General features: G+C 63.1%; 23 protein-coding genes, 1 tRNA gene and 1 pseudogene. 7 read left to right on the forward strand and 18 right to left on the reverse strand.

The window, feature by feature from the left end; genetic code table 11:
- Window positions 1–75 precede the first annotated feature (75 nt).
- Together G8E10_RS01605 and phoR are read right to left on the reverse strand one after the other, a co-directional pair.
- Entirely contained in the window at window positions 76–1110 is a 1035-nt protein-coding gene (locus G8E10_RS01605; protein ID WP_110800207.1) for a substrate-binding domain-containing protein, read from the reverse strand.
- A 196-nt stretch (window positions 1111–1306) separates the two neighbouring features.
- Window positions 1307–2545 carry a phosphate regulon sensor histidine kinase PhoR gene (gene phoR / locus G8E10_RS01610; protein WP_281517390.1) on the reverse strand — a complete coding sequence of 413 codons (1239 nt, stop codon included), beginning with the start codon at window positions 2543–2545 and terminating at the stop codon, window positions 1307–1309.
- A 279-nt stretch (window positions 2546–2824) separates the two neighbouring features.
- Here phoR and ppk2 point away from each other — a divergent pair, with 279 nt between their 5' ends.
- Window positions 2825–3700, forward strand: a complete 876-nt coding sequence (gene ppk2, locus G8E10_RS01615) for a polyphosphate kinase 2 (RefSeq protein WP_110800209.1) — start codon at window positions 2825–2827, stop codon at window positions 3698–3700.
- A 56-nt stretch (window positions 3701–3756) separates the two neighbouring features.
- Here the strand turns inward: ppk2 and G8E10_RS01620 are convergent, their stop codons facing one another.
- Window positions 3757–5073, reverse strand: a complete 1317-nt coding sequence (locus G8E10_RS01620; RefSeq protein WP_167126232.1) for a biotin transporter BioY — start codon at window positions 5071–5073, stop codon at window positions 3757–3759.
- Window positions 5074–5428: 355 nt separating this feature from the next.
- Here G8E10_RS01620 and G8E10_RS01625 point away from each other — a divergent pair, with 355 nt between their 5' ends.
- Both G8E10_RS01625 and G8E10_RS01630 read left to right on the forward strand, forming a co-directional pair.
- Window positions 5429–6388 (forward strand): NAD(P)H-dependent flavin oxidoreductase, encoded by a 960-nt coding sequence (locus G8E10_RS01625; protein WP_167126235.1) that lies wholly within the window; start codon window positions 5429–5431, stop codon window positions 6386–6388.
- Window positions 6389–6530: 142 nt separating this feature from the next.
- Window positions 6531–6606: transfer RNA gene (locus G8E10_RS01630), tRNA-Thr, on the forward strand.
- Between the two features lie 234 nt (window positions 6607–6840).
- On the opposite strand, the gene G8E10_RS01635 is transcribed toward G8E10_RS01630, so the two are convergent.
- The 3 genes from G8E10_RS01635 to G8E10_RS01645 all read right to left on the reverse strand — a co-directional run bounded on the left by G8E10_RS01635 (window position 6841) and on the right by G8E10_RS01645 (window position 8022).
- Complete coding sequence (locus G8E10_RS01635; protein WP_110800213.1) at window positions 6841–7245, reverse strand: host attachment family protein; 405 nt, start codon at window positions 7243–7245, stop codon at window positions 6841–6843.
- 312 nt (window positions 7246–7557) lie between these two features.
- A complete protein-coding gene (locus tag G8E10_RS01640; protein WP_110800214.1) occupies window positions 7558–7794 on the reverse strand; it encodes a DUF6894 family protein in 237 nt (78 codons plus the stop codon).
- Window positions 7795–7830: 36 nt separating this feature from the next.
- A complete protein-coding gene (locus tag G8E10_RS01645) occupies window positions 7831–8022 on the reverse strand; it encodes a hypothetical protein (RefSeq protein WP_167126238.1) in 192 nt (63 codons plus the stop codon).
- On the opposite strand from G8E10_RS01645, the gene G8E10_RS01650 reads away from it, so the two are divergent.
- Window positions 8012–8731 carry a Crp/Fnr family transcriptional regulator gene (locus tag G8E10_RS01650; RefSeq protein WP_110800216.1) on the forward strand — a complete coding sequence of 240 codons (720 nt, stop codon included), beginning with the start codon at window positions 8012–8014 and terminating at the stop codon, window positions 8729–8731. The genes G8E10_RS01645 and G8E10_RS01650 overlap by 11 nt on opposite strands.
- 6 nt (window positions 8732–8737) lie before the next feature.
- Here the strand turns inward: G8E10_RS01650 and G8E10_RS01655 are convergent, their stop codons facing one another.
- The 4 genes from G8E10_RS01655 to G8E10_RS01670 all read right to left on the reverse strand — a co-directional run bounded on the left by G8E10_RS01655 (window position 8738) and on the right by G8E10_RS01670 (window position 13747).
- The gene (locus tag G8E10_RS01655) at window positions 8738–8998 is read right to left on the reverse strand and encodes a hypothetical protein (protein ID WP_167126241.1); all 261 of its coding nucleotides are present in this window, start codon (window positions 8996–8998) and stop codon (window positions 8738–8740) included.
- Between the two features lie 106 nt (window positions 8999–9104).
- Window positions 9105–11159 carry an NAD(+) synthase gene (locus tag G8E10_RS01660; RefSeq protein ID WP_167126244.1) on the reverse strand — a complete coding sequence of 685 codons (2055 nt, stop codon included), beginning with the start codon at window positions 11157–11159 and terminating at the stop codon, window positions 9105–9107.
- A 91-nt stretch (window positions 11160–11250) separates the two neighbouring features.
- Window positions 11251–12408: an AI-2E family transporter gene (locus tag G8E10_RS01665; protein WP_132446073.1), complete on the reverse strand. Its 1158-nt coding sequence runs from the start codon at window positions 12406–12408 to the stop codon at window positions 11251–11253.
- Between the two features lie 139 nt (window positions 12409–12547).
- Window positions 12548–13747, reverse strand: a complete 1200-nt coding sequence (locus tag G8E10_RS01670) for an MFS transporter (protein WP_167126247.1) — start codon at window positions 13745–13747, stop codon at window positions 12548–12550.
- Between the two features lie 321 nt (window positions 13748–14068).
- Here G8E10_RS01670 and G8E10_RS01675 point away from each other — a divergent pair, with 321 nt between their 5' ends.
- From G8E10_RS01675 to G8E10_RS01685, 3 genes are all read left to right on the forward strand, one after another.
- The gene (locus tag G8E10_RS01675; RefSeq protein WP_167126250.1) at window positions 14069–15769 is read left to right on the forward strand and encodes a long-chain-fatty-acid--CoA ligase; all 1701 of its coding nucleotides are present in this window, start codon (window positions 14069–14071) and stop codon (window positions 15767–15769) included.
- 186 nt (window positions 15770–15955) lie between these two features.
- Complete coding sequence (pgi, locus tag G8E10_RS01680; protein ID WP_167126253.1) at window positions 15956–17581, forward strand: glucose-6-phosphate isomerase; 1626 nt, start codon at window positions 15956–15958, stop codon at window positions 17579–17581.
- A gap of 244 nt (window positions 17582–17825) precedes the next feature.
- The gene (locus tag G8E10_RS01685) at window positions 17826–18536 is read left to right on the forward strand and encodes a L,D-transpeptidase family protein (protein WP_110733018.1); all 711 of its coding nucleotides are present in this window, start codon (window positions 17826–17828) and stop codon (window positions 18534–18536) included.
- Between the two features lie 47 nt (window positions 18537–18583).
- On the opposite strand, the gene G8E10_RS01690 is transcribed toward G8E10_RS01685, so the two are convergent.
- From G8E10_RS01690 to G8E10_RS01725, 8 genes and pseudogenes are all read right to left on the reverse strand, one after another.
- Window positions 18584–19510 (reverse strand): carbohydrate kinase family protein, encoded by a 927-nt coding sequence (locus G8E10_RS01690; protein WP_167126256.1) that lies wholly within the window; start codon window positions 19508–19510, stop codon window positions 18584–18586.
- Between the two features lie 69 nt (window positions 19511–19579).
- Window positions 19580–20275 (reverse strand): orotate phosphoribosyltransferase, encoded by a 696-nt coding sequence (locus G8E10_RS01695; protein ID WP_132711555.1) that lies wholly within the window; start codon window positions 20273–20275, stop codon window positions 19580–19582.
- Between the two features lie 60 nt (window positions 20276–20335).
- Window positions 20336–20695, reverse strand: a pseudogene (locus G8E10_RS01700) (glyoxalase superfamily protein); the annotation flags it as partial.
- Window positions 20696–20711: 16 nt separating this feature from the next.
- A complete protein-coding gene (pyrC, locus tag G8E10_RS01705; protein ID WP_167126259.1) occupies window positions 20712–21776 on the reverse strand; it encodes a dihydroorotase in 1065 nt (354 codons plus the stop codon).
- Window positions 21777–21933: 157 nt separating this feature from the next.
- Complete coding sequence (locus G8E10_RS01710; RefSeq protein WP_132446059.1) at window positions 21934–22569, reverse strand: nucleoside triphosphate hydrolase; 636 nt, start codon at window positions 22567–22569, stop codon at window positions 21934–21936.
- Entirely contained in the window at window positions 22566–23363 is a 798-nt protein-coding gene (locus G8E10_RS01715) for an ATP-binding cassette domain-containing protein (RefSeq protein ID WP_110727176.1), read from the reverse strand. The genes G8E10_RS01710 and G8E10_RS01715 overlap by 4 nt, the downstream gene beginning before the upstream one ends.
- Window positions 23363–24445 (reverse strand): ABC transporter permease, encoded by a 1083-nt coding sequence (locus G8E10_RS01720; RefSeq protein ID WP_110727177.1) that lies wholly within the window; start codon window positions 24443–24445, stop codon window positions 23363–23365. Before G8E10_RS01720 ends, G8E10_RS01715 begins: the two co-directional genes overlap by 1 nt.
- 154 nt (window positions 24446–24599) lie before the next feature.
- Window positions 24600–25622 (reverse strand): sugar ABC transporter substrate-binding protein, encoded by a 1023-nt coding sequence (locus tag G8E10_RS01725; RefSeq protein ID WP_110727179.1) that lies wholly within the window; start codon window positions 25620–25622, stop codon window positions 24600–24602.
- Window positions 25623–25846: the final 224 nt, after the last annotated feature.

Here is a 25846-nt window from a genome sequence, read left to right on the forward strand (position 1 = left end):
GTTGGGGCTCCCGCACGGCGCTCGCGCGCCGTGCGGGGTGATCCTTAAGAGACCGGGTCTCCGGATCGGCTCCTATTACAGCTGTGTGCCGTCGGTAAAGGCCTTGCGGTCGGCTTCGCGCTCTGCATCCGGTGCGGACACGAGACCATAGGCCGACAGCGGGCTTTCCGGGCCGACCATCTGGTCGTCGAGGAAGAATTCAACGAATTCCTTCAGGCCGGGGATAACGCCGAGATGCGCCTTCTTGACGTAGAAGAACAGCGGGCGCGAGACCGGGTATTCGCCGGAAGCGATCGTTTCCGTGGTCGGAACGACGCCGTTGACGGTCGCAACCTTCAGCTTGTCGGCGTTGTTTTCATAGAAAGCGAGACCGAAGACGCCGATGCCGTTCTTGTTGGCAGCGATGCGGGCCAGGGTTTCCGTGTAGTCGCCGTCGATGTCGACAGCCTTGCCATCCTTGCGAACGGCAACGCAGGTGCGGGCCTGTTCCTTGGCGTCGGCAACGGCAGCCTTGATGACCTCTTCAGCGCCGGAAGCCTTGCAGCCTGCATGAAGGATCTTCTCTTCGAAGACTTCGCGCGTGCCGTGCTTTTCACCCGGGATGTAGGCGGCGATTTCGGCGTCCGGCAGGTTCTTGTTGACCTCGGACCACTTCGTGTAGGGGTTCGCAACGAGCTTGCCGTCGACGACGACCTGGGCTGCGAGGCCGAGGTAGAGGTCCTTCGGCTCAAGCTTCAGATCGGCATTGCCGCTGTCGGTGGCGAACACGATGCCGTCATAGCCGATCTTGACTTCCTGCACTTCGGTCACGCCAGCCGACTTGCATTCCGCCAGTTCGCTGTCCTTGATCTTGCGCGAAGCATTGGCGATGTCGATGGTGTCAGGGCCGACGCCCTTGCAGAATTCCTTGAGGCCAGCGCCCGTGCCGCCGGATTCGACAACCGGCGTCTTGAAGTCGGGGAAGGTCTCGCCGAAGGTTTCGGCAACGATCTTTGCATAGGGAAGAACGGTGGACGAACCAGCGATCTGGATCTGGTCGCGGGCAGCAGCAGCGCCAGCAAAGGCGACGGAAGCCACCAGGGCTGCGGCAGTCAGTTTCAGGGCGTTCATGGAATTCTCCCGGATGGGCTTGTGTGGGTGCGCTAGAGTGTCAGCGCTCGCTTTCGCCGTTTATTCTCATCGGCTGCCCTTCATTAGCGGCCGATGCCACCAGCTTTTATGTCAAGTTGACGAAAGATTTATGACAGTCCATCTTTCTGATTTTTATAAGCTTTTTGCTGGGAGCCCAAATTCCGTCGATATTCCGTCAAAAACGGACCGTGAAAACGGTTCCCTCGCCCAGCACCGAGCGGACGATCAGGCGGGCGCGGTGCCGGGTGAGGATGTGTTTGACGATCGCAAGCCCCAGCCCGGTGCCTTTCTTCGAGCGGCTGGCCTCGACATTCACCCGGTAAAAACGCTCGGTGATGCGCGGCACGTGCTCGGCGGGAATGCCCGGCCCGTGATCGCGCACCGAGACCTCAACCGGATCACCGCCGCCGCCGGACAGGATCACCTCCACGGTCTTGCCTTCCTGCCCATACTTGCAGGCGTTTTCCACGAGGTTCTCGAACACCTCGATCAGCTCGTCGCGATCCCCCTGAACGACGATGGGAAATGACGGAACGGCGAGCGAAATGGTGATGCCCACATCCTGGGCGAGCGGTCCCAGTGTGTCGCAGACATGGCCGAGCAGAGGTGCAAGCGCGACCTCCTGCTCGGGCGCGATGTGGGATTTCAGCTCGAGGCGAGAGAGCGACAGCAGGTCGTCGACAAGACGGCTCATCCGGTTCGCCTGCTCCAGCATGATGCCGAGGAACCGCTCATGCGCCTTCACATCGTTGCGCGCCGGCCCCTGCAGCGTCTCGATGAAGCCGCGCAGGGAGGCGAGCGGCGTGCGCAGTTCGTGGCTGGCATTGGCGACGAAGTCGGAGCGCATGCGATCGATGCGGCGCGCCTGCGAGATATCGCGGTAGGAGACGACATAGACGGTATCGATGCTTTCCGGCGCCGACACCCGCTTGGGCCCACCAGCGGCCAGCGCAGCCGGTGCGACACGCACGATATAGACGGCCTCGGACGGCAGACGTTCGGAATGTTCGATCTGGTTGATGCGGCCGGTCGCGATGGTCTCGCGCACCATATCGAGGATGCCCGGGGAACGGACGCGACCGGAAAGGTCGGAATTGGCCGGAATGACACCGAAGGCCTTTTCGGCCGCCTGGTTCTGGAAGAGCACGCGCTCGTCCGGTCCGATGACGAGCACCGGCATATCCAAGGCGTCGAAGCCGGCTTCGAGCGTCGCCAGTTCCGCCTCGCCGGTCGAGGGCAGCGGCTCGACGGCGGCGGGAGGCGCCGGCATCGCCGGTTGCCGCAGAAGCGCCAGAACGAGAACGATCCAGAATGCGGCAGCAAGCGCGGCGTGGCCGCTGGTCGCGATCAATCCAACGCAGCCGGCAAGGGTGAGGCCGATCAGCCACTTCTCCGCCCAGATGCGGGTGCCCATCGTCCGCCAATATGTCGTTTCCTGCACACGTCCTCCCGACTGTCGCTGCCTGCTCGAACGAGCCTGCGCCAACAGGCACATACAATCACACCTGTCAGCCGATGCGGCGACATCCAGCATGTAACCTGGCTTCATGACATGATTTTCACGGTGCGCTTGAAATCGCAATGGACTTATGGCCTGCTCCCCAGCCACGGCGGCAACCGCCCCTTCAGGCTTGGCCCGCCCAGGACACACCAGCTTGGCACACCCCGCTTGGCACATACGGAGATAAGCAGCATGGACGACAACAAGCCGGTCGAGATCGTCATCAACGGGAAGACGCGCCTGTTCGACGTCGACACGCCGGACCTGCCGGACTGGATCACCAAATCCGCCATGGCCTCCGGCGGCTACCCCTATGAAAAGAAGCTGAACAAGGACGTCTTCAAGGCCGAGCTGGAAAAGCTGCAGATCGAGCTGGTGAAGGTGCAGACCTGGCAACAGGCGAGCGGCAAGCGCGTCATCGTGCTGTTCGAGGGGCGCGATGCGGCCGGCAAGGGCGGCGCGATCCACGAAACCCGCGCCTATATGAACCCGCGTACGGCACGGATCGTCGCGCTGACCAAGCCGACCGAGACGGAAAGCGGGCAATGGTATTTCCAGCGCTACGTCTCGCATTTTCCGACGAAGGGCGAGTTCGTGCTGTTCGACCGGTCCTGGTACAATCGCGCCGGCGTCGAGCCGGTCATGGGCTTCTGCACGCCGGCGGAGTACGAGCATTTCCTCAAGCAGGTCCCGGCATTCGAGAAGCTGATCGTCGACGAAGGCATCGTGCTCTTCAAGATCTGGCTGGAAATCGGGCAGGAAATGCAGCTGATGCAGTTCCACCAGCGCCGCCACGATCCGCTGAAGGTTTGGAAGCTTTCGCCCATGGACATCGAGGCTTTGTCGCGCTGGAACGACTATACCGAGAAACGCAACCGCATGCTGAAGGAAACCCACAAGGGCAAGGCGCCCTGGACCGTGATCCTCGGCAACGACCGCCGTCGCGCCCGGCTGAACCTCATCCGCCATATCCTGACCGGACTGGACTATACCGGCAAGGACGAGAAGGCGATCGGCGAGATCGACGGCAAGATCCTGAACTCAGAGCACCATTTTCTCAAGTCTTGATGTCCTGATGGGGTCAATAACGGCGGCGGCTGCGGGATCCGGTGCCGCCGTTCGTCTCACTGTCCGGGCAGGAGCCGGATGGCATAGAGATCGAGACTACCGCCGTTGGCGGTGACGTCGCTGTTCACAAGGATACGGCCGGGACCGTTTGGCGACATCGTCCGGTCGAAGCTGATCTTGAACAGCATGTCGCTCTTCTCGTCATTGACCGTGAACCGATGACGGCCGCAATCACCGAGGGATGCGAAGTCGCATTCCACTGAGAACTGGGTCGGCTTGCCATTTGCCGATTGAACGCTGAGGGCGATGGTCGAAGTCTGCCCCGACATGCGCTGCAGCGCCGATGCCGGCACCTCGATGGCGACGTTGCCGCTGGCATCGCCGGTACCCGACGCGATGCGCAGCCGTGCCCCACCCTCGTCGCGCACCACCTCGGTACGAACGCGCGCGCCTGGCGTAACGCCGCCCGTGGCGGTCGGCAGATAGAGATCGACCCAATCCGCCGTGAAGCCGGCCTGGGCACCGAGCGTTCGCAGGCCTGCGCCGCCATCGAAATCCTCCGCGGCCACGGTCGGCGGAGGTGCCGGCTGGCCCTGCGGGCGTTCGAGAAGACCCGTGCTCATGACCCACCACGTTGCGCTGCCGATGGCTGCCACGAGCACGGCCGCAACCATGAGAATAGAGGCGATACGCCCGCCGCGGCCACGCCGCCTACGCGGCACGAGCGGCTCGGCTCCGGGAAGGCCGAGATCGTTGACGGCATCGCGCGCCTGCGCGCCCGGCCGCTTGGAATCGCGAACCGGCGCGACCATCGGCGTTGGCGTTTCCGTGAACGGTGCATCATCGCGATCGCGGTGCCGGTCGCCGCGCTCCACCCTGCCATCTCCGCGCGGTCCATCCACGTCAGGGGCATCGAACGAAGGGGCGTCACGCCGGGACGACGTGCGCTCGGCGCTCACCTCGCCAAACCCGGGCTCCTGCCGCTCTGCGTCGCGGCCGCTGGCACGCTGCTCCGCACGCGGAGCGTCGGCAATGGTCACATGGGGCTCGACAGGGGATGCAGGCTCTGCCGGATTTTGCGAAGGAACTGTGGAAGGAGAGACGGGGGCCGGAGAGACTGGGGCCGGAGAGACTGGGGAATGAACGACCGAGAGATCGCGAAGAGCTGCCCGCTCCTGCTGTTCGATCGCGTGAATGGTGACTTCCAGCCGATGCCGCTGCTGGGCGACGACCGTTTCGTCAAGGACGTTCTGCTTGCGCAGGCCGGCTTCGAGCGCATTTCGTGCCGACTGGTAGATCCGCGCGCGCGTTTCCGCACTTGCCCGGTCGGAGCGCTCCAGCGCCTGTTTGATGGCCGTTTCCAGTCCGCTCACGGTAATCCCTTGCCACCTTGGGCCTGCGCTTCGGGCATCCTCGAGGATGCAGGTGCCGAAACGCAGGAAAGCACGTTCACTTTTCGGTAACGATTGACGTCTCGTTACGCAAGTCCGCGCAATGCACATAGGCTGGTATGAGCACCTTTCCAGCCTCTTCCGGCAGGGTTCGGATCGTGAACCCCTGTTCAACCATCTGAAAAGCAACGGATCTGGGGATTGGACACGCGCGTCGCAGGACACCATGATGCCTCTCCCCAGGGTGCCCTGCCGCATCTCTCGATACCCCTCTTGTCAGACCCGCCATCCCGCGGTTATCTTCCGTTTACGCAAACGTCAATCAAGAGAGAGCACCATGGCCCTGCCGCCGATCCTGTCCCGTCTTCGCATTCCCGTCGTGTCGGCGCCGCTGTTCATCATATCGCATCCGGCGCTGACCATCGCCCAGTGCAAGGCCGGCGTCGTCGGCTCCTTCCCGGCGCTCAATGCCCGGCCGGAAGCGCAGCTTGACGAGTGGCTGGCCATGATCACGGAGGAACTGGCTGCCCATGACAAGGCGAACCCGGACAACCCCTCTGCGCCCTTCGCCGTCAACCAGATCGTCCACCGCTCCAACCGCCGGCTGGAACACGACCTGATGCTCTGTGCGAAGTACAAGGTGCCGATCGTCATCTCCTCGCTCGGCGCCGTGCCGGAGGTGAATGCGGCCGTGCACAGCTATGGCGGCATCGTGCTGCACGACGTGATCCACGATCGCCATGCGCGCTCCGCCATCAACAAGGGCGCAGACGGGCTGATCGCCGTTGCGGCCGGCGCCGGCGGCCATACCGGCGCGCTGTCGCCCTTTGCGCTTATCCAGGAAATCCGCAGCTGGTTCTCCGGCCCGCTCCTCCTGTCCGGCGCGATTGCCAATGGCGGCGCGGTGCTGGCGGCTCAGGCCATGGGCGCAGACCTTGCCTATATCGGGTCCGCCTTCATCGCGACCGAAGAAGCCCGGGCGAGCGACGGCTACAAGCAGATGATCGTTGACAGCAAGGCAAAGGACATCGTGGAAACGCCGCACTTCACCGGCGTCAACGGCAACTATCTCCGCCCCTCCATTGCCGCAGCCGGACTGGACGCCGACAACCTGCCCATTGCGGATGCCGCCACCATGGACCTCGAGGCCGCCGTCGGCACCGGTGCGAAAGCCTGGCGCGACATCTGGGGCTCGGGCCAAGGCATCGGCGCCATCACAGCCGTCACCCCCGTCGCAACACTCGTGGAGCGTCTGGAAACGGAATACAACGCAGCCCGCGCCCGCCTCTCGCTGTAGCGGCTCCACGATATTCCCGCGGGCAGCCACCCTGCCCGCGTCAGTTTTTCCCTCAACAGATGAAGAGACCGCTTGAATTCCCCGAACTTTGCAGGTATCAGCCCCTCACAACACAGGCTGAACCCTCAGGTTCGCCCGGTGAGCCGCTTTAGCTCAGGTGGTAGAGCACATCATTCGTAATGATGGGGTCGCAGGTTCGAGTCCTGCAAGCGGCACCATTTCCTTTTATCACCTGTTATAACCACCTTAGCATTCTGCTGAGCTCAATCAGCACATCTGCTCGCTTGCATAGCCAATTGGCTTTTCACGAAGTGGCTGTCCGGACGCACTCAAGCTGGCGCGTCGGTCAACACTCACGAGACAGTTAGACCTGCGAACCTAAACAAACGAAGGCAGAGCTGCATGAGTGCGGCTCTGCCTTCGACGGTTATTCTCAAACTGTAGCGGCGGCGTCAGGCTGCGGCGATGGCTTTTTCAATGTCCTGAATCGAGTGCCCGGTGAGATCCTTGTCCAGTTCTCCGACGAGCGCGTCGGAGAGGGCCTTGTGATAGCCCTTTCGAAGCTCGCCGAGCGTGCGCGGTGCCGCGATGATCACGAGCTTCTTGATCTTGCCGTCGAGGACGCGCTTGTTCAGAAGATCGACCACGCCTGCGGTGAAGCCATCTTCATCCTGCTGACCGTCGCTCGGGTTGGCGGCGCTGCTGGAATGGCGGCCTCCTGAGGGAATTTTCGAGTCATCGACCTCGGCATCGGGCAAGGCTTTGAGCTGGATATCGGATGCCTGGCCCTCGTTCTTGAAAAGGACGAGCTTTTTGCCATCGGCAACGGCGACGACTGCATTCTGGGGAAGGTCCATGATAATCTCCGTTGTCATGACGCAGAAGCATGGCGGTTTTGCCGTGCTTTGCGCATACTCGATAGAAGCCTTCCAAGGCGCTTTTCGTTCCGTTCTCGTTGAGCGAAACGATCGCTTGTCGCTTTAACGATCCCTATGGGACCTCGAACGCACGCCGTCAGGTTTCGCTGGAAAGGTGGCCGCAGACGTGCGGCATGCGCCTGAAGTCGGGTCCGATACCGACCATCGATCATCCGCAGCTTGCCGCTCTGGACTTCATCACGAAGGAGCGGATCAGCTGATGCAGTGCCGTCGCACCGCCCTTGACAGTCTTTACTCGACCCACTCGTTGCTGAATGTCAGGCGGGCGACGGTGATCGTTCTGCCCGTCTCGTCGCGGACGGTAAGGGCGATAGTGCCGTTGCGGGTTTCCGGCATTTCGTCCCGGGCGATATCCCCGAGAATGCGGGCGACCTCCATGGCCACGGACTCGCGCGAGGCCATATCCTGGCCTTCCTCGTCCAGCACCGGACCATCTCCATTGTGAAGATCGAAGAAGTAGCGGCTCATCACATGTCTCTACGTTCTCTGTGCGTTTGCGCCACGCTAAGCCGGAGACGAACCTTTTGTTCCGGCGCGATCAGGCGCCCGGCCGTAAAACATGCGCACGGCGATGCCGTGGTGCGTTTTGCGCTTGCCGTCTTTCAAACACCGCTGTTTAAAATGCGCCGCGGCCCCGGCCTGCGCGCAGCTTGTCTCTACCGGTTCATTCTCGAAGGCCTTCATCGTGATCGACATTCTCATTCAGAACCTCGCCAATCACGACATCGTGTCGGAGGATGAACGAAGCCTTGTGAGATCCCTTGCCACCCGCGAGCGGTCGTACGAGATCGATGAGGACCTCGTGTCGGAGAATAGTCGGCCCTCCTACAGCACGCTTCTGACCGCAGGCTTTGCGGCACGCTACAAGCTGACACCGGACGGCACGCGGCAGATCACGGCGCTGCATGTCCCCGGCGATTTCGTCGATCTGCATGCTTTCCTCCTGAAAACGATGGACCACGGAATCATCGCGCTTTCACCCTGCCGCGTCATGCAGATCGATCATACCGAACTGGAGACCGTGACCCGGAAGGCCCCGCACCTGACGCGGCTGCTCTGGCTGAAGACGATCATCGACGGCGCGATCCACCGCGAATGGATCGTTGCCATGGGCCGTCGCTCAAAGCGCGCACATCTCGCCCATCTTCTTTGCGAGCTGCATATGCGCCTGCAGGCGATGGGGCTGACGCAGGACCTGAGCTTCCACTTCCCCCTGTCGCAAGGAGAGATGGCGGACGTGCTCGGGCTGTCGCTCGTCCACATGAACCGCACCATCCAGAACTTGCGCAAGGACGGGCTGATCAGCTGGGTCAATCACACGGTGACGATCCTCGACTGGGACGAGCTTCGTGACATCGCGGATTTCGATCCGACCTATCTGAGCCTGACCGTGGAGCCGCGCTGAGGCGGCTCACTTTGGCCAGTAGACATCCGAGCGATAATCGTCGGGGATGCTTTCGAGGCTCGAGAGCGCCAGCGCGATCGCCATGATCTGCAGATGCTTGATATGGACCTCACGCGGCATGTCGATGCCGGTTGCGAGCGAACGCACGCGATGACGCTCATGGCCAAGCGCGGACAGTCTCCGGCGCGCCTCCGCCTCGACATCGCGAGCACCGACCGGTGCCTCGCCGCGATCGGCATCATCCTTTCCGACAAGTCTCAGTCCCATTCTCTGCCCCAGGAAACGAACCTGCCACCATGATGGCGGAAACGGTTCGTTTCTCAAGTCGCAGAAATGAGGAGCAAAACCTTGGATAGGGTTGAGTGCCGGACGCTCAGGCCTGCTCATTCTCCGGAACGTTGCGTCGTAGTTCGTCCAACCACAGACGTGCATTGCCGTCCGAGGGTGCGCGCCAGTCGCCGCGCGGCGAGAGCGATCCGCCGGAGGTAACCTTCGGGCCGTTCGGCGAGGCGGACCGCTTGAACTGGCTGGTCGTGAAGAAGCGGAACAGGAAGGCTTCCAGCCATTTGCGAATGGTGGCGAGATCGTAGGCGTTCCGGCTCTCCTCGGGGAAGCCCGTGGGCCAGGCGCCGGCCTTTGCATCATGCCAGGCATGCCAGGCCAGAAACGCGACCTTGGAGGGCTTCAGGCCGAAGCGGGTAATGTAGTAGAGCGCGAAATCATGCAGCGCATAGGGGCCGATCTTGTCCTCCGTGCTCTGGATCGCACCCGTCTCGTCGGCCGGCACAAGTTCGGGCGAGATAACGGTATCGAGAACATCGGCAAGTGTCGCATTCGTTTCGGGATCGAAGAGGTCCTTGGCGATGATCCAGCGAATAAGGTGCTGAATGAGCGTCTTCGGCACGGAGGCGTTGACGTTGTAGTGGCTCATATGGTCGCCCACACCATAGGTGGACCAGCCGAGCGCGATCTCCGAGAGATCGCCGGTGCCGAGCACCAGCGCGTCGTAGCGGTTGGCGGCGCGGAATAGGAAATCGGTGCGCAAGCCTGCCTGTACGTTTTCGAAGGTGATGTCGTAGACCGGCTTTCCCTCGGCGTAAGGGTGCTTCAGGTCCTTGAGCAATTGTTCTGCCAGCGGCTTGATATCGATCTCGTCGGCGGTGATGCCGAGCGACCGCATCAGCTTCCAGGCGTTCGTCTTGGTCACGTCGCCGGTGGCAAAGCCCGGCATGGTGAAGCCGAGAATGCCGGAGCGCGGGAGGCCCAACTGGTCGAAGGCGCGTGCGGCGACGACGAGGGCATGGGTGCTGTCGAGGCCACCGGAGACGCCGATGCAGATCTTCTTGATGCCGGTTGCCTGCAGCCGCTTCATCAGGCCCTGAACCTGGATGTTATAGGTCTCGTAGCAATCCTGATCGAGCCGGGCGGGATCGGCGGGTACGAAGGGATAGCGCGAGATGGCGCGCTCGAACCCGATATCGCCCCTATCCGGCTCAAACTGGAACTCGACCGTGCGGAAGGTGCGATCCTCGCGGTGCTGGTGGTTGGCGGCGTCGTTGAAGGTGCCGGTGCGCAGACGCTCGAGCAGCAGGCGATCGACATCGATGTCGGCGACGCACATTTGCGGGCCGCTCGGGAAGCGCTCGGTCTCGGCCAGGAAATTGCCGAGTTCGTAGATGCAGGCCTGGCCGTCCCAGGCGAGATCGGTGGTGGATTCTCCGGGGCCAGCTGCAGCATAGACATAGGCGGCAAAGCAGCGGCTGGACTGGGAGCCCGCAAGCTGGCGGCGCGTCTCGGCCTTGCCGACGGTGATGTTGCTGGCCGAGAGATTGGTAAGGATCAGCGCGCCGGCGAGTGCACCGAAATCGCTGGGCGAGGCGGCGATCCAGACGTCCTCGCAGATTTCGATGTGGAAGACGAAGCCGCGCACGTCGGTTGCCGAAAACAAGAGATCCACGCCGAACGGGGCCACCTGCCCGGCCACCGCGATGGTCTCGCCGCGAATGTCGCGCCCGGCCGCGCACCAGCGCTTCTCGTAGAACTCGCGGTAGTTCGGCAGGTAGCTCTTCGGCACGACGCCGAGGATGCGGCCACGGTGGATGGCGAGCGCGCAATTGTAGAGCCGGCCGTTCTTCGGGATCGGCGCGCCGACGAGGAGGACGGGCGAAAGCGTGCGGCTTTCCTCCACCACGCGGGCGAGCGCCATATCCACCGCCTCGTGCAGCGCCGCCTGGCCCAGCAGGTCGTCGAGCGTGTAGCTGGAAATGCAGAGTTCGGGAAACACCATCAGAGCGACAGAGCGGGCATGGCCGTCCCGCGCAAGCGCTATCACCTGTTCGGCGTTGAATGCAGGATCGGCAACCTCGCAGCGCGGCGTGCAGGCCGCGACGCGAACAAAACCCTGATCATAGGCTGAAAAGAAATTCACCGGCACGCATCCCGTCTTGATCGCTGTCGCCGCCAACCTTACGGCAGGCGGCGGTTCGGGAAAAGGCTTTGCGTCCTGCTTTGCAGGCCTATCAGGCCTGCTTGATCAGCTTGGCAGTCTGCTCCGGCGCCGGCGTCGTCACCTCGTGCAGCCATTCGCGCCAGATGGCGACGATCAACGCCATGAGCACCGGGCCGACGAAGAGTCCGAGGAACCCCATGGTCTTCACGCCCCCCACGAGGCCGAAGAAGGTCGGCAGGAACGGCAGCTTGATCGGCCCGCCGACGAGGCGTGGGCGGAGCGTCTTGTCGACGATGAAGAGCTCGATCGTGCCCCAGGCAAAGAGTGCGAAACCGGCGACCGGCGCACCGCTGGCCAAGAGATAGACGGAAACGAGCGTGAAGCAGAGCGGCGCGCCGCCGGGGATGAGCGCCATGAAGCCGGTAATGATGCCGAGGGTGACCGGCGACGGCACGCCGGCGATCCAGTAGGCGACGCCGAGCACGAGACCCTCGCCGATGGCGATGAGGCCCATGCCGGTGACGGTGGAGGAGATCGTGAGCGGCACGATGCGCGATACGCGTTCCCACCGCATGGGGAGAATGCGCTCGCCGAGCTTGTCGAGCTGCGCCACGAACTTCTCGCCGTCGCGATAGACGAAGAAGAGGGTAATGAGCATGAAGAGCAGCGTCAGCAGCGAGCGCGCAGCCCCTGCCCCGACCACGAGCGCACCGCGATAGATGCTGCCGATATTGGAGCCGCTGACCAGCTGCACGAGTTCGCCGAGCGCGCCGGGATGCCCGACATATTTGGCCCATTGCACGCCGAGCCAGGCCCCTCCGAGCGGCAGCTGCAGCACCCAGGCGGGCACATCGGCACCAACGGAATTGGCCTCGACCGCCCATCCGACCCAGCCGCGGAACTCATCGACCGCGTAGATGGCGGCGAAAGTCACGGGCGTCACGATGAAGGCGACGACGAGGATGATGGCAATCGTGGCGCCGATTGTGCGATTGCCATTCACGGCCACCAGCAGGCGGCGGTAGAGCGGCCAGCTGGCAAAGCCGATGACGACCGCGGCCAGAACGGGCACGAGAAAGCCGTGAAAGAAATAGGCGCCGGCAAGGAGGATGAATACGAGCAGCCAGCGTGCGGCCGATGCGGGCCCGACCAGCGCCGAACGATCATAGGCTGGACGGCCGAACAGCCGCGGCTCTGCAGGCTGGTTTTCCAATTCGCGATGGCGCACCCGGTACCCTCCGTCAGGCTTCTGCCTGCAATTGCCTTATCCACTCTCTATAACAGCCGAATGGCAAGCGCGGGATGACAATTCCACAAACAGAGCCAAAATATGGCGACACCTGGAATGGGTTTCCGTGCGAAATCGCTCAAATACGGCGGGATGAACGCTCGACGGCAACGGAAATCGCGAAGATCCCGATGCCGAACACGGCCATGACGGCGCCGACGAGGCCGGTGGAGGTCCAGCCGTAACCGGCTGCAATCGCCGCGCCGCCGAGCCAGGCGCCGAGCGCGTTGGCGAGATTGAAGGCCGAATGCATTAGGGCCGCGGCGAGCGTCTGCGCGTCGCCGGCCACATCCATCAGGCGGGTCTGCATTGCCGGCACCATGAGGAAGCCAAAGCCGATGGAGAGGATGTTGAACATCGCCATGACAGGCGAATGCATCGTGGCGTAGAACAGCAGGAGTGCCGCGAGATTGAAGACGAGACCGAGGCCGATCGCCTTGAGGAGCGACCAGTCGGCGAGCCGCGCGCCGATGATGTTGCCGAGGATCATGCCGGCACCGAAGACAGACAGCATCAGCGGCACGCTGGAGAGCGACAGGCCCGCCACCTCCGTCAGGGCCGGCGTGATATAGCTGAAGGTCGCGAACATGCCGCCGCAACCGATGGCGCAGATGCCGAGGGTCAGCCAGACCTGCAGCTTCTTCAGCGCGCCAAGTTCGCGCAGTGGCGACGATGCGGCATTGCCCCGGTCTTTGGGTACGAAGACCATGATGAGCCCAATGGTCAGCAGGCTGATGCCGCCGACGATGGCGAAGGCCGCGCGCCAGCCGAGTGCCTGGCCGAACCAGGCGGCAAGCGGCGTGCCGAGCAGCGTGGCGATGGTGAGACCCATCATGACGCGGCCGATGGCGCGGCCCCGCTGGTGCGGCGCGACCATGCCGGCGGCCACCAGCGCGGCAACGCCGAAATAGGCCCCATGCGGCAGACCGGCGAGAAACCGCGCCGTGACCAGCAGACCGAACGACGGCACGAGCGCGCTGGCGATATTGCCGAGCGCGAACAGCGCCATGAGCGTCAAAAGCACGGTGTGGCGGGCATATCGTGCCGCGATCACCGCGATGAGCGGCGCACCGACAACGACGCCGAGCGCATAGGCGCTGATGACGATGCCGGCCCGCGGCACGGACACAGCGAGATCCTGAGCAACCTGGGGCAGCAGGCCCATGATCGCGAACTCGCCCGTGCCGATGCCAAACCCGCCGACGGCCAGCGCGACTTCTGCCATGGACACGCCGCCGAAGCGGGCGACGGAGTGAGACGGAAGCGCGGTATCGGACATGGCTTTGACCTTGCGTCGAGACCGCTTGGGGCCTCAGGGAGGAGCGCGGCAGCCGGCGCGGAAACGCAGCCGGGCAGATGCCGTCACGGGCTGGCGTAAACCTTATCCGGCGCCGCCGCAAAGGCTTGGTGCTTAGCCATGCACTTACGGAAGAGGACCTATGCTTTTGCGACATGGCTTATTGACGCTTACGTGTAGGTCATATAATTCGAAAGACACTTGAAGCCGCTGCTGAAGAGCATAGACTTCGACACCGGCCCACTCGGGAGACGTGGGGCATCTGGAGGATTGCCGGACGACACCGGCACAGGGAGGACGAATATGCCCGATACGGCCAGCCGGACACAATCGATGTTGCCTGACAGGCCTTGGCTTGCGTCCTACCCTGTCGGCATGCCGACGGAAATTGCGGCCAGCCCCTACACATCCCTTGGTCATATGTTCGAGACGTCGTGTGCCAAATACGCGGATCGCCCGGCCTATACCTGTATGGGCACAACGATCACGTTCGGCGCCCTGGCAAAAACCGTCGACGCCTTTGCCGCCTATTTGCAGTCGACAGGGCTGAAACAGGGCGACCGCGTCGCGGTGATGATGCCGAACGTGCTGCAAAACCCGGTGACGATCTTTGCGATCCTGCGGGCAGGCCTCGTGGTCGTCAACGTCAACCCGCTCTATACCCCTCGGGAACTCGAGCACCAGTTGAAGGACAGTGGCGCGAAGGCCATCGTCGTTCTGGAAAACTTCGCCCACACCGTGGAGCAGGTCGCCTCCAAGACTGCGCTCCAGCACATCGTCGTCGCCTCGATGGGCGATCTGCTCGGCGCCAAGGGGCTGCTCGTCAATTTCATCGTCCGCCGGGTGAAGAAGCTGGTGCCGGCCTGGTCGCTGCGCGGTCATACCAAGTTCAACACGGCCATTGCCAAGGGCAAGCGGCTGACGCTGGCCAAACCCGACGTCAAGGCTGGCGACATCGCTTTCCTTCAGTATACCGGCGGGACCACCGGCGTTTCCAAGGGTGCCGTGCTGACGCATGCCAACCTTCTGGCGAATGCGGCGCAGATGAGCCTCTGGATCGAGACGGCCTTCGTCAACAAGCCGAAGCCCGACACCCTTGTCTTCCTCTGTGCGCTGCCGCTTTATCATATCTTCGCGCTGACCGTGAATGGGCTGATGGGTCTGGTGCTCGGCGGCCACAATATCCTCATTCCCAATCCGCGCGACATCCCGTCGCTGGTCAAGGAATTCGGCAGCCACAAGGTCACGATCTTCCCCGGTCTCAACACGCTGTTCAACGCGCTGCTGAACAACGGTCCGTTCCGCGCGCTCGACTTCTCTTCCCTGGTGCTCACCTTCGGCGGCGGCATGGCCGTGCAGCGGCCGGTGGCGGAGCGCTGGGAGAAGGTGACGGGCTGCTCGATCAAGGAAGGTTACGGCCTGTCGGAAACCTCGCCGGTCGCAACGGCCAACCGCCTCGACCTGCCGGACTTTACCGGGACCATCGGCCTGCCTTTGCCCTCGACCGATATCGAAATCCGCAACGAGGCCGACGAAAACGTGCCGATCGGCGACGTCGGCGAGATCTGTATTCGCGGACCGCAGGTCATGCCCGGCTACTGGAACAAGCCGGAGGAAACCGCACAGGCGATTTCCAAGGACGGTTTCTTCCGCACCGGCGACATTGGCCGCATGAGCGCCGACGGGCTGATCAAGATCGTCGACCGCAAGAAGGACATGATCCTCGTCTCCGGCTTCAACGTCTTCCCGAACGAGATCGAGGAAGTGGTGATGTCTTATCCCGGTGTTCTGGAATGTGCCGCCATCGCCATTCCGGATGCGCATTCTGGCGAAGCGGTAAAGCTGTTCGTCGTCCGTCGCGACCCCAACGTTACAGAGGCAGAGATCCGCGCGCATTGCAACGACGGCCTGACCAACTACAAACGCCCGCGCATCATCGAATTCCGCGACGACCTGCCGAAATCCAATGTCGGCAAGATCCTGCGCAAGGAATTGCGCAGCTGAAGACTGCAGGGGCACGATGTCCTTGAATATCCTGGCCCTCCACGAATATCCGGGCGCCCGCGAAAATCGGGCGCCGAGGCTTGATTTGCAGTGACCAAACGCACTAGCTATCGCGGCTGATAAAAACCATTGAAAGCATGTCCGGACGGCCCGAGGCCTTCACCGGAACTGCCCGAGGAGCCGATGATGAAAGCGCTGGTCGAAGAGCTGAAGAGCACCGCCACCGAAACAGACGCCACCGATATCCGTGCAGCGTTTGCTGCCGATCCGGAGCGCTTCCAGCGCTTCTCCGTCACGCTCGACGACATCCTGTTCGACTATTCGAAATGCGCCGTGAACGCGCGGGTGCTCGACGGCCTTGAGGCCATCGCCAAGGCTGCACGCGTGGCTGAAAAGCGCGACGAAATGTTTGCCGGCAAACCGATCAACTTCACCGAAGGCCGCGCCGTGCTCCATACGGCGCTGCGCAACCGATCGAACACGCCGGTTCTGGTCGATGGCCGCGACGTAATGCCGGACGTCAATGCCGTGCTCGACGCCATGGGCGTCTTTTCCGACAAGATTCGCACCGGCGCGTTGACGGGGGCAACCGGCAAGAAAATCACCGACATCGTCAATATCGGCATCGGCGGCTCGGATCTCGGTCCTGTCATGGCGACGCTGGCGCTGGCGCCGGAACATGACGGCCCGCGCACCCATTTCGTCTCCAATATCGACGGCGCCCATATCGCCGATACTCTGAAGCTGCTCGATCCGGAAACGTCCCTGTTCATCGTCGCGTCGAAGACGTTCACGACGATCGAGACGATGACCAACGCCCAGACGGCACGCGCCTTCATTGCCAAGGCGCTCGGCGAAGAGGCCGTCGGCCACCATTTCTGCGCCGTCTCCACGGCGCTCGACAAGGTCGCCGCCTTCGGCATCGCCAGCGACCGCATCTTCGGCTTCTGGGATTGGGTCGGCGGACGCTACTCCATCTGGTCGGCCATCGGCCTGCCGCTGATGATCGCCATCGGCAAGGACAAGTTCGGCGAGTTTCTGGCCGGCGCGCACGCGATCGACGAGCATTTCAAGACGGCGCCGCTGCGGCAGAACCTGCCGATGCTGCTCGGCCTCATCGGCTATTACCACCGCAACGTGCTCGGCTATCCCTCGCGCGCCATCCTGCCCTACGACCAGCGCCTGTCGCGCTTCCCGGCCTATCTGCAGCAGCTTGATATGGAATCGAACGGCAAGGGCGTGACGCTCGACGGCACGCCGGTCGAGGGCAATTCCGGGCCGGTGGTCTGGGGCGAGCCGGGTACCAACGGTCAGCACGCGTTCTACCAGCTGATCCACCAGGGCACGACGGTCATTCCGGCCGAGTTCATGATCGCGGCCAATGCGCATGAGACGACGTTGCGCCACCAGCACGACCTGCTGATCGCCAATTGCCTCGCGCAGTCGGAAGCCCTGATGAAGGGCCGCACGCTGGAAGAGGCGAAGGCCCAGCTGACGGACAAGGGCATGGACGACGCCAAGGCCGACCACATCGCCCCGCACCGCGTCTTCACAGGCAACCGCCCGTCGCTGACCATCGTCTACGACAAGCTGACCCCGTTTGCGCTCGGCCGCCTGATCGCGCTCTACGAACATCGCGTCTTCGTCGAAGGTGCGCTCTTCAACATCAACTCCTTCGACCAGTGGGGCGTGGAGCTCGGCAAGGAACTGGCGACGGGCCTGCTTCCCGTGGTGGAAGGTAAGGAAAGCGCCGAAGGCCACGACAGCTCGACCGTCGGCCTCGTGAAGGCGCTGCTCGCAGCCAAGAAGTAGGCCCCCGGCCTTCGCATTCGGCCCACCCGACAACGATCTTCCCCTGCGGGGGAAGATCCCTTTGTTGAACGCTTACCCGTAAACCCTCTTCTTCGGCGCCATCGACGCGGGCAAAACTGTTGCCGCTCGGCGACACCGGCGGGGTTTCCGCTGCCTTACCTTTGTTTCCGGGAAACGTGATCGAATCACGCCTTGTGCCTGTACGGGCGGGGGATAGAGATCAGGTCTCACCGGGGCACTGCTTATGACACCGACCGATATCGCCGATCCATTCTCGCGCCGCACCTTCCTGCTCGGCGCACTGTCTGCTGCCGCCACGGTGGCGGGCTGCACGACCTCGACGGGCGTGCGCAGTCCGCCGGTCCCGCCCGTGATCAGCCGCCCGATCCTGCCGCCGACGGAGGAAGAGCTCGCCGTGATGTATGGCGCGGTAGAGGATGACGGCATTCTCATTCCCGCCATCCCCTATCGCGAGATCGATCCGCGCTTCTATCGCCAGCGTGTGGCCAACACGACCGGCGAGCCCGACAATACGGTCATCGTGGATACACCCGGCCGGTTCCTTTACATCACCGAACCCGGCGGCACGGCCATGCGTTATGGCGTTGGCATCGGGCGCGAAGGCTTTGCCTGGCAGGGCGAGGGCACCATTCACTGGCGCCAGCACTGGCCGCGCTGGAAGCCACCGAACGAAATGGTCGCGCGCCAGCCGGAACTCGCCCGCTACTCCATCGAAAACGGCGGCATGGAGCCGGGCCTCAAAAACCCGCTCGGGGCGCGTGCGCTTTATATCTTCCAAAACGGACAGGACACGCTGTACCGGCTGCATGGCAGCCCGGAATGGCGCTCGATCGGCAAGGCCGTATCCTCCGGCTGCGTGCGCCTGATGAACCAGGATATCATCGACCTTTACACGCGCGTTCCCTATCACGCGCGTATCGTCGTGCATCAGTAGGACCATCGGCGGCGCGCCTCAGGTTTGGCGCGCCGCATATTTAAACATTACAGGCCAATCTCATAGGCCCAGGGCGGATTGGCGCCGGCACGCGACACCGTGACGGAAGCGGTCTTTGCGCCGAGTGCGAGGGCAGCCTGGATGGCGTCGTCGCTCAGCGTCGCGATAGCATCCTTCGTGAGCAGGTTGTTCATCTTCAGCGACGCGAGAATGCCGGCATCGAACGTATCGCCGGCACCGACCGTATCGACCACCGTCACCTTTTCGCTGGGTACGGACACCTTGCCCCGCAGTGTGTAGGCGTCGGCGCCGTCAGCGCCCTTGGTGATGACGACGAGCTTCGGGCCGCGGGCGAGCCAATGCCCGACCAGCGTTTCATGATCCCGCTCCTCGCCGAACCAATCGAGATCCTCGTCCGAAAACTTGACGATATCCGACATGGCGGCCATGCGCAGCATGCGCGCTTTGTGGGCCTCGGCATCCTTGATGAAGCCGGGGCGGATGTTCGGATCGAAGGAGATCACGCGCTTCTTGTGCTCGCGCGTCATCAGCGCCTCATAGGTCGAGCCGCAGGGCTCCGGAATGAGGCTGATGGCACCGAAATGCAGGGCCTCGCAGAAATCGCCGAGCGCTGGCAGATCCGCTTCCGTGATCATCCGGCCGGCGCTGTTCTCGTCGAAGAAGGCGTAGGTGGCCGAGCCGTTGACGAGCTTGACCACGGCAAGCGTCGTGTGCAAATCGGATGTGGCCGACGGGGCGAAATCCACATTGCTGCTCTTCAGCGTGTCGCGGAGGATATCGCCGAACATATCGCTCGACAGGCCGGTGAAGAAGCCGGTGGGAATGCCGAGGCGCCCGAGCGCGATCGCGGTGTTGAAGATCGCACCGCCCGCATAGGGCGCAAAAGCAGGTTCGCCGAGCGTGGATTCGCGCGGCAGCATATCGATCAGGGCCTCGCCGCAGCAGATGATCATGGGTCTTCCTCTTGGGATAGTAAGCGTTGCAGTCAATGGGCTTGTCGGGCGATCGGCCTTCTGACGGGCTCAGCCCGCCAAAGCTGAGATGCCGCCGTGACGGCCCGACCATTCGAGCGGTGCATCGAGGAAGGCCTCGACGCTCGCCAAAGTCTCCCCATCGAAAAGCTTGTCTTCGCGGGCGACCGCCAGCACATTGCGCCATGTGGCGATGTTGTGAAGGGTGATACCCTTCCTGGCCATGTTGGCGCGGCCTTCGGGAAAGATATCATAGTAGAACAATGCCATGCCGTGATCGACCACGCCGCCGGCGGCGCGGATGGCGTCGATGAAGGTGAACATGGAGACGCCGGCCGTCGTCAGGTCCTCGATGACGAGAACGCGGGCGCCCTCGGGCATATGGCCCTCGATCTGGTTCGTGCGACCATGGCCCTTCGGCGCCTTGCGCACGTAGATCATCGGCAGCGCCAGGCGCTCGGCCAGCATCGCGGCGAAGGGAATGCCCGCTGTCTCGCCACCGGCGATCACGTCGAATTTTTCGAAGCCCGCCTCGCGCATGACAGTGACGGCTGCGAAATCCATGACGGCGGAGCGGATGCGCGGGTAGGAAATCAGCTTGCGGCAATCGATGTAGACCGGGCTCGCCATGCCGGAGGCAAGCTTGTAGGGCTGGTCGGCCCGGAAGTGCACCGCCTTGATCTCCCACAGCATTTTCGCCAGCAGTTCGGCCATCACGGCCTTGTCGGGGAAGGATGTGGGGATCATGGTGCGGTTCCTCTTGATCGAAGGCTCAAAGCGTGGCGGCAGGCAGCGGCGGTTCACGCGTCAGGACCTCTGCTCGCAGAAGGTGATGCGGTTGGCGAAGGGATCGGTGACCGTGACTTGCAGCCCCCAGGGGACGGTGTCGAGGCCGGGCTTCATGTAGGCATAGTTGCGGCCAGAAAGCTCGGCCTGCAGCGCTGTCGCATCGGCAACGGGCACGAAGATGCGGGTGCCGGGCGTCGTGTCGCCGGCATGCTCGCTCAGATGGAGCATCAGCGCATCGCGCGAGACCTGCGCGTAGAGCGGCATGCCCTCGGCGAAGCGATGCTCCCAATCCAGCTTGAAGCCGAGAAAGCCCAGATAGAATTCCATCGCCTTCTCGATCGAGAAGATCCGAAAGATCGGGATGGCCGGCTTGATCCCGGCCTCAGCGCGCTCGTCAGCCATGCGTTTCCTCCACGGCCCAGTGCAGCGGGAACATCGGGTCGAACACCGTCACAGGGCCGGCGTCCGTCTCGATCTTTGCGGGATAATTCACCGGTTCGCTGCGGCGAGTGAGCGTGATCGTCTCGTCATTGACCGGCAGACCGTACCAGGCGGGGCCGTTGCGGGAGGCGAAGGCTTCGAGACTGTGCAGCGCGTCTTCCTGCTCGAAGACATGGGCAAGGCAGCTCATGGTGTTGACCGAGGTATAGATGCCCGCACATCCGCAGGCGCATTCCTTGAGCGGATCGACATGCGGGGCGCTGTCGGTGCCGAGGAAGAACCGCGTATCGCCGGAGGTCGCGGCCTTGCGCAGCGCCTGCCGGTGGACCTCGCGCTTGGCGACGGGCAGGCAGTAATAATGCGGGCGGATGCCGCCGACGAGGAGCGCGTTGCGGTTGATGATCAGATGGTGGGTGGTGATCGAGCCGGCGAGGTTCTTTGCAGTGCCCTTGATGTAATCGACGCCATCCTGCGTCGTCACGTGCTCCATCGTCACCTTCAGCTCCGGCAGGCGACGGCGCAACGGGTCGAGCACGGTCTCGATGAAGACGGCCTCGCGGTCGAAGATATCGACCTCGGGCGTCGTCACCTCGCCATGCACGCAGAGCGGCAGGCCGATCTCGGCCATTTTTTCAAGCACCGGCATGACCTTTTCGAGGTCGCGGACACCGCCATGGGAGTTGGTGGTGGCACCGGCCGGATATAGCTTGACCGCGTGGATGAGGCCGCTCGCCTTGCCGTGGGCGACGTCGGCTGCCTCCGTGTGTTCGGTCAGATAGAGCGTCATCAGCGGTTCGAAACGGTCGCCCACAGGGAGAGCTGCGAGGATGCGGGCGCGGTAGGCCTCGGCATCTGCCGTGGTCACCACCGGTGGCACGAGGTTCGGCATGATGATGGCGCGGGCGAAGTGGCGGCTGGTGTCGGGCAGCACGCCCTTCAGCATATCGCCGTCGCGCAGGTGCAGGTGCCAATCGTCAGGCCGGCGGATGGTGAGGGTTGTCGTCTGGTGGTCGCTCATCGTCTGCCTCTCCTCCTGCGGATATCAGCGGACCCGTGAGGGGTCCGAGACGATCTGCATCGCTTTCGTGGCCGCGCGCCCTGCTCCAAGGCTCGGGCTGTCCGTTCCCGTTTGCCTCATCGGGCCTCGGATGACAATGGCCTGATGGCCTCTGCAATCACGGCTGCTCAAAAACCTCGAGCGTGATATCGGCCGGCCGGGAACCGTTGCAGATGCGCTCGCCGTTCGGCAGGTCGTTGCCGTAGAGCTTCCATTGGATGGCCTCCTCGTCGAGACCGTAATGGATCCAGCGCTGGCGCAGGCGCTCTTCGAGTACGGCATAGGCCGGGCCGACGAAGATCGTGAGGTCGAAGAGCGGTGCGAGCCGGGTCCAGGGCGCCTCGTCGAGCAGCAGGTAATTGCCTTCGGCCAAAATGAAGCGGGTTTCCGGCGCAATGGGACGCGCCGATGCGATGGCGATCTCGCGGGCGCGGTCGAAGACCGGCACCAGAACCTCCTCGTCGCTGCGGCGTACCGCCGTGACGATATCGAGGAAGCCGCGCACGTCGAAGGTTTCCGGCGCGCCTTTGCGCTTCAGGAGGCCGCGTTCCTCGAGGATGCCATTGTCCATGTGGAAGCCGTCCATCGGCAGCACAACGGACGTTTCGCCGCGCGCGGCAAGCTCGGCGTGCAGCGCATCGGCCAGCGTCGACTTGCCGGCGCCCGGAGGACCGGCGATGGCGATGATGAAACGGGCGGCACCGGCCGCCCGATCGAGAACGAGATCGGCGATCTCGCCAACGGTCCGTGTCATGCCGCCAGCGCCTCGCTTGGGGGCTCCTTGGCGCCGGTCATGAAGGCCACGGCATCCGACATCGTATAGTCCTTCGGATTGATGACGCAGAGACGCTTGCCGAGGCGGTGGATGTGGATGCGATCGGCGACTTCAAAGACATGCGGCATGTTGTGCGAGATGAGCACGATCGGCATGCCGCGCGAGCGAACGTCGAGGATCAGCTCCAGCACGCGCCGGCTTTCCTTGACGCCGAGGGCCGCCGTGGGTTCGTCGAGGATGACGACCTTCGAGCCGAAGGCTGCGGCACGGGCCACGGCCACGCCCTGACGCTGGCCGCCGGACAGCGTTTCCACCGCCTGGTTGATGTTCTGGATGGTCATCAGACCGAGTTCGGACAGCTTGTCGCGGGCGAACTTTTCCATCGCGCTCTTGTCGAGCATGCGGAACACCGAGCCGAGCACGCCTGGTTTGCGGATCTCGCGGCCGAGGAACATGTTGTCGGCGATCGACAGCGCCGGAGACACCGCGAGGTTCTGGTAGACGGTCTCGATGCCGGCCTTCTGCGCCTCGATCGGCGATTTGAAGCTGATCAGCTGGCCGTCGAGGCGGATCTCGCCTTCGTCGGGCTTGATCGCGCCGGAGATCGCCTTGATCAGCGAGGACTTGCCGGCACCGTTGTCGCCGATGACCGCAAGGATTTCGCCCTTGTGCAGATCGAAATCCGCATGGTCGAGGGCAGTGACGCGGCCATAGCGCTTGACGAGACCGCGGCCCGTGAGAAGAGGTGCTTCATTATAGGCGGGAGCGTTCATCAGCCTGCTACCTTTCTAATCCACTGGTCGATGGCGACGGCGGCGATGATGAGAACGCCGATCATGAAATACGTCCATTGCGGGTCGGTGCCGATGAGGCGCAGGCCAAGCTGGAAGACGCCGACGATGAGCGCTCCGAACAACATGCCCATGATGGAGCCGCGTCCGCCGAAGAGCGAGATGCCACCGATCACGACGGCCGTGATGGATTCGATGTTGGCGAACTGGCCGGCGGTCGGGGAAACCGAACCGATACGGCCGATGAGAGCCCAGCCGGCGAGAGCACAGATGATGCCGGAAAGCGTGTAGACCGAGAGGAGCATGCGCTTGACGTTGACGCCTGCCAGTTCGGCTGCGACCGGATCATCGCCGACGGCGTAGAGATGGCGTCCCCAGGCGGTCTTGTTCAGGACGTACCAGAGAAGGGCGACGACCAGGATCATGGCGACGACGCCATAGGTGAACACGGCGCCGCCGATGCGGAACGTATAGCCGAACAGCTTGAGTAGCGGCGCGGTCGCCTCGATATCCTGGCTGCGGATCGTCTCGTTGGCGGAATAGAGGAAGTTGGAGGCGAGGATGATCTGCCACATGCCGAGCGTGACGATGAAGGGCGGCAGCTTCATGCGGGCAATCAGCCAGCCATTGATGGCGCCGCAAAGCGCGCCGACGCCAAAGCCGGAGAGGATCGCGACTTCGACAGGCAGGCCGTAGCGGAAGACGAACTGGCCCATAACGACGGAGGAGAGCACCATGATGGCGCCGACCGAGAGATCGATGCCTGCCGTCATAATGACCAGCGTCTGCGCCGCACCGACGATGCCGACGATCGCCACCTGCTGCAGGATCAGCGTCATCGAGAAGGCGGAGAAGAATTTCGATCCGAGGATCGAGCCGAAGATGATCAGCGACAGCACGAGCACGATCAGCGGAACCGCAGAGGGCCGCGAGTGCAGGAAATGCTGGAAGTGCTGGACGGGTGTCTTGCGGTCGGTGTCGAAAGACGCAACCGTCTTGGAACTGCCGGACAGGACGGACTCGAAGTCCTGCGAGGGCCGCGCAGCGGCTGTTGGCTCGCTCATCAATATATCCTCCGCTTGGCGGCCTGTGCAGATGACCTCGAACGGGAGGTCATGCCGGGCCGGGCGCTTCGTCGGGATGACGGGTCAAGAGTGGCTTATTTTGAAAAAAGGGCGGCCGAAGCCGCCCCTCGCATGATGCATGGAAATGCGCAGATCAGCCCCAGCACTTGTCCGTGCCGGCCTTGATGTCGATCGATTCGACGCCAGCCGCAGGCTTGCCGGTGACGAGCGAGACGCCCGTGTCGAAGAAAGTCTTGCCGGGGGTCGGCTGCGGCTTTTCGCCGGTGTCGGCGAATTTCTTGATGGCCTCGACGCCGAGCGCCGCCATCTGCAGCGGATACTGCTGCGAGGTCGCGCCGATAACGCCTTCCTCGACGTTCTTGATGCCCGGGCAACCGCCGTCGACGGAGACGATCAGCACGTCCTTCTCGCGGCCGACGGCCTTGAGCGCTTCGTAGGCGCCGGCAGCGGCCGGCTCGTTGATCGTGTGGACGACGTTGATGGTCGGATCCTTCTGGAGAAGGTTTTCCATGGCGGTACGGCCGCCTTCTTCGTTGCCGTTGGTGATGTCGTGGCCGACGATGCGGGCATCGTCCTCGTCACCGATCTTGTTCGGGTCCTTCGGGTCGATGCCGAAGCCCATCATGAAGCCCTGGTCGCGCATGACGTCGACGGAAGGCTGCGAGGGGGTGAGATCGAGGAAGGCGACCTTGGCGTCCTTGGCGGCATCGCCGAGGGTGGCAGCAGCCCACTGGCCGATCAGCTTGCCGGCGAGAAGGTTGTCGGTCGCAAACGTCGCATCGGCGCTGTCGGCCGGTTCCAGCGGGGTGTCGAGCGCGATGACGAGAAGACCGGCGTCGCGGGCCTGCTTGACGGTGGGCACGATGCCCTTGGTGTCGGATGCGGCAATCAGGATACCCTTGGCGCCATCGGCGATGCAGGTTTCGATGGCGGCAACCTGGCTTTCGCTATCGCCATCGATCTTGCCGGCATAGGCCTTGAGCGTCACGCCCAGTTCCTTGGCCTTGGCCTCGGCGCCTTCCTTCATCTTGACGAAGAAGGGGTTCGTATCGGTCTTGGTGATGAGGCAGGCGGTCACGTCGGCAGCCTGTGCCGAGCCCGCGAAAACGACGCCGAGCGCCAGCGCGCCGAGACCGGCGGTTACGAGATTCTTCATGGATATCCTCCCAAGGATCAAATGGTGAGCCGGGTTCCCGGCCCGTCAGGCTTCGCGATCGTTACGTCCTCCGCAATGAAACCGCGCTTCCGTTAGCGAGCAAACACTAAACGTTTTTGCCTGTCAATAACTAAATCAAATTGATTTATTAAAAACCTGTGGCATTCTCTGCCTGTCGATTGTGCAGCCGCATGCCTAACATGCAGAGAAAAAGCGCAGGGACG

This window comes from Ferranicluibacter rubi, from assembly GCF_011603255.1.
Classification (GTDB): domain Bacteria; phylum Pseudomonadota; class Alphaproteobacteria; order Rhizobiales; family Rhizobiaceae; genus Ferranicluibacter; species Ferranicluibacter rubi.

Coding starts and splice junctions, on each gene's coding strand:
- G8E10_RS01605 (WP_110800207.1), bottom strand. CDS start 1,110: ATGAACGCCCTGAAACTGACTGCCGCAGCCCTGGTGGCTTCCGTCGCC.
- phoR (WP_281517390.1), bottom strand. CDS start 2,545: ATGGGCACCCGCATCTGGGCGGAGAAGTGGCTGATCGGCCTCACCCTT.
- ppk2 (WP_110800209.1), top strand. CDS start 2,825: ATGGACGACAACAAGCCGGTCGAGATCGTCATCAACGGGAAGACGCGC.
- G8E10_RS01625 (WP_167126235.1), top strand. CDS start 5,429: ATGGCCCTGCCGCCGATCCTGTCCCGTCTTCGCATTCCCGTCGTGTCG.
- G8E10_RS01635 (WP_110800213.1), bottom strand. CDS start 7,245: ATGGACCTTCCCCAGAATGCAGTCGTCGCCGTTGCCGATGGCAAAAAG.
- G8E10_RS01640 (WP_110800214.1), bottom strand. CDS start 7,794: ATGAGCCGCTACTTCTTCGATCTTCACAATGGAGATGGTCCGGTGCTG.
- G8E10_RS01645 (WP_167126238.1), bottom strand. CDS start 8,022: ATGTCGATCACGATGAAGGCCTTCGAGAATGAACCGGTAGAGACAAGC.
- G8E10_RS01655 (WP_167126241.1), bottom strand. CDS start 8,998: ATGGGACTGAGACTTGTCGGAAAGGATGATGCCGATCGCGGCGAGGCA.
- G8E10_RS01670 (WP_167126247.1), bottom strand. CDS start 13,747: ATGTCCGATACCGCGCTTCCGTCTCACTCCGTCGCCCGCTTCGGCGGC.
- G8E10_RS01675 (WP_167126250.1), top strand. CDS start 14,069: ATGCCCGATACGGCCAGCCGGACACAATCGATGTTGCCTGACAGGCCT.
- pgi (WP_167126253.1), top strand. CDS start 15,956: ATGAAAGCGCTGGTCGAAGAGCTGAAGAGCACCGCCACCGAAACAGAC.
- G8E10_RS01685 (WP_110733018.1), top strand. CDS start 17,826: ATGACACCGACCGATATCGCCGATCCATTCTCGCGCCGCACCTTCCTG.
- G8E10_RS01690 (WP_167126256.1), bottom strand. CDS start 19,510: ATGATCATCTGCTGCGGCGAGGCCCTGATCGATATGCTGCCGCGCGAA.
- G8E10_RS01695 (WP_132711555.1), bottom strand. CDS start 20,275: ATGATCCCCACATCCTTCCCCGACAAGGCCGTGATGGCCGAACTGCTG.
- pyrC (WP_167126259.1), bottom strand. CDS start 21,776: ATGAGCGACCACCAGACGACAACCCTCACCATCCGCCGGCCTGACGAT.
- G8E10_RS01710 (WP_132446059.1), bottom strand. CDS start 22,569: ATGACACGGACCGTTGGCGAGATCGCCGATCTCGTTCTCGATCGGGCG.
- G8E10_RS01715 (WP_110727176.1), bottom strand. CDS start 23,363: ATGAACGCTCCCGCCTATAATGAAGCACCTCTTCTCACGGGCCGCGGT.
- G8E10_RS01720 (WP_110727177.1), bottom strand. CDS start 24,445: ATGAGCGAGCCAACAGCCGCTGCGCGGCCCTCGCAGGACTTCGAGTCC.
- G8E10_RS01725 (WP_110727179.1), bottom strand. CDS start 25,622: ATGAAGAATCTCGTAACCGCCGGTCTCGGCGCGCTGGCGCTCGGCGTC.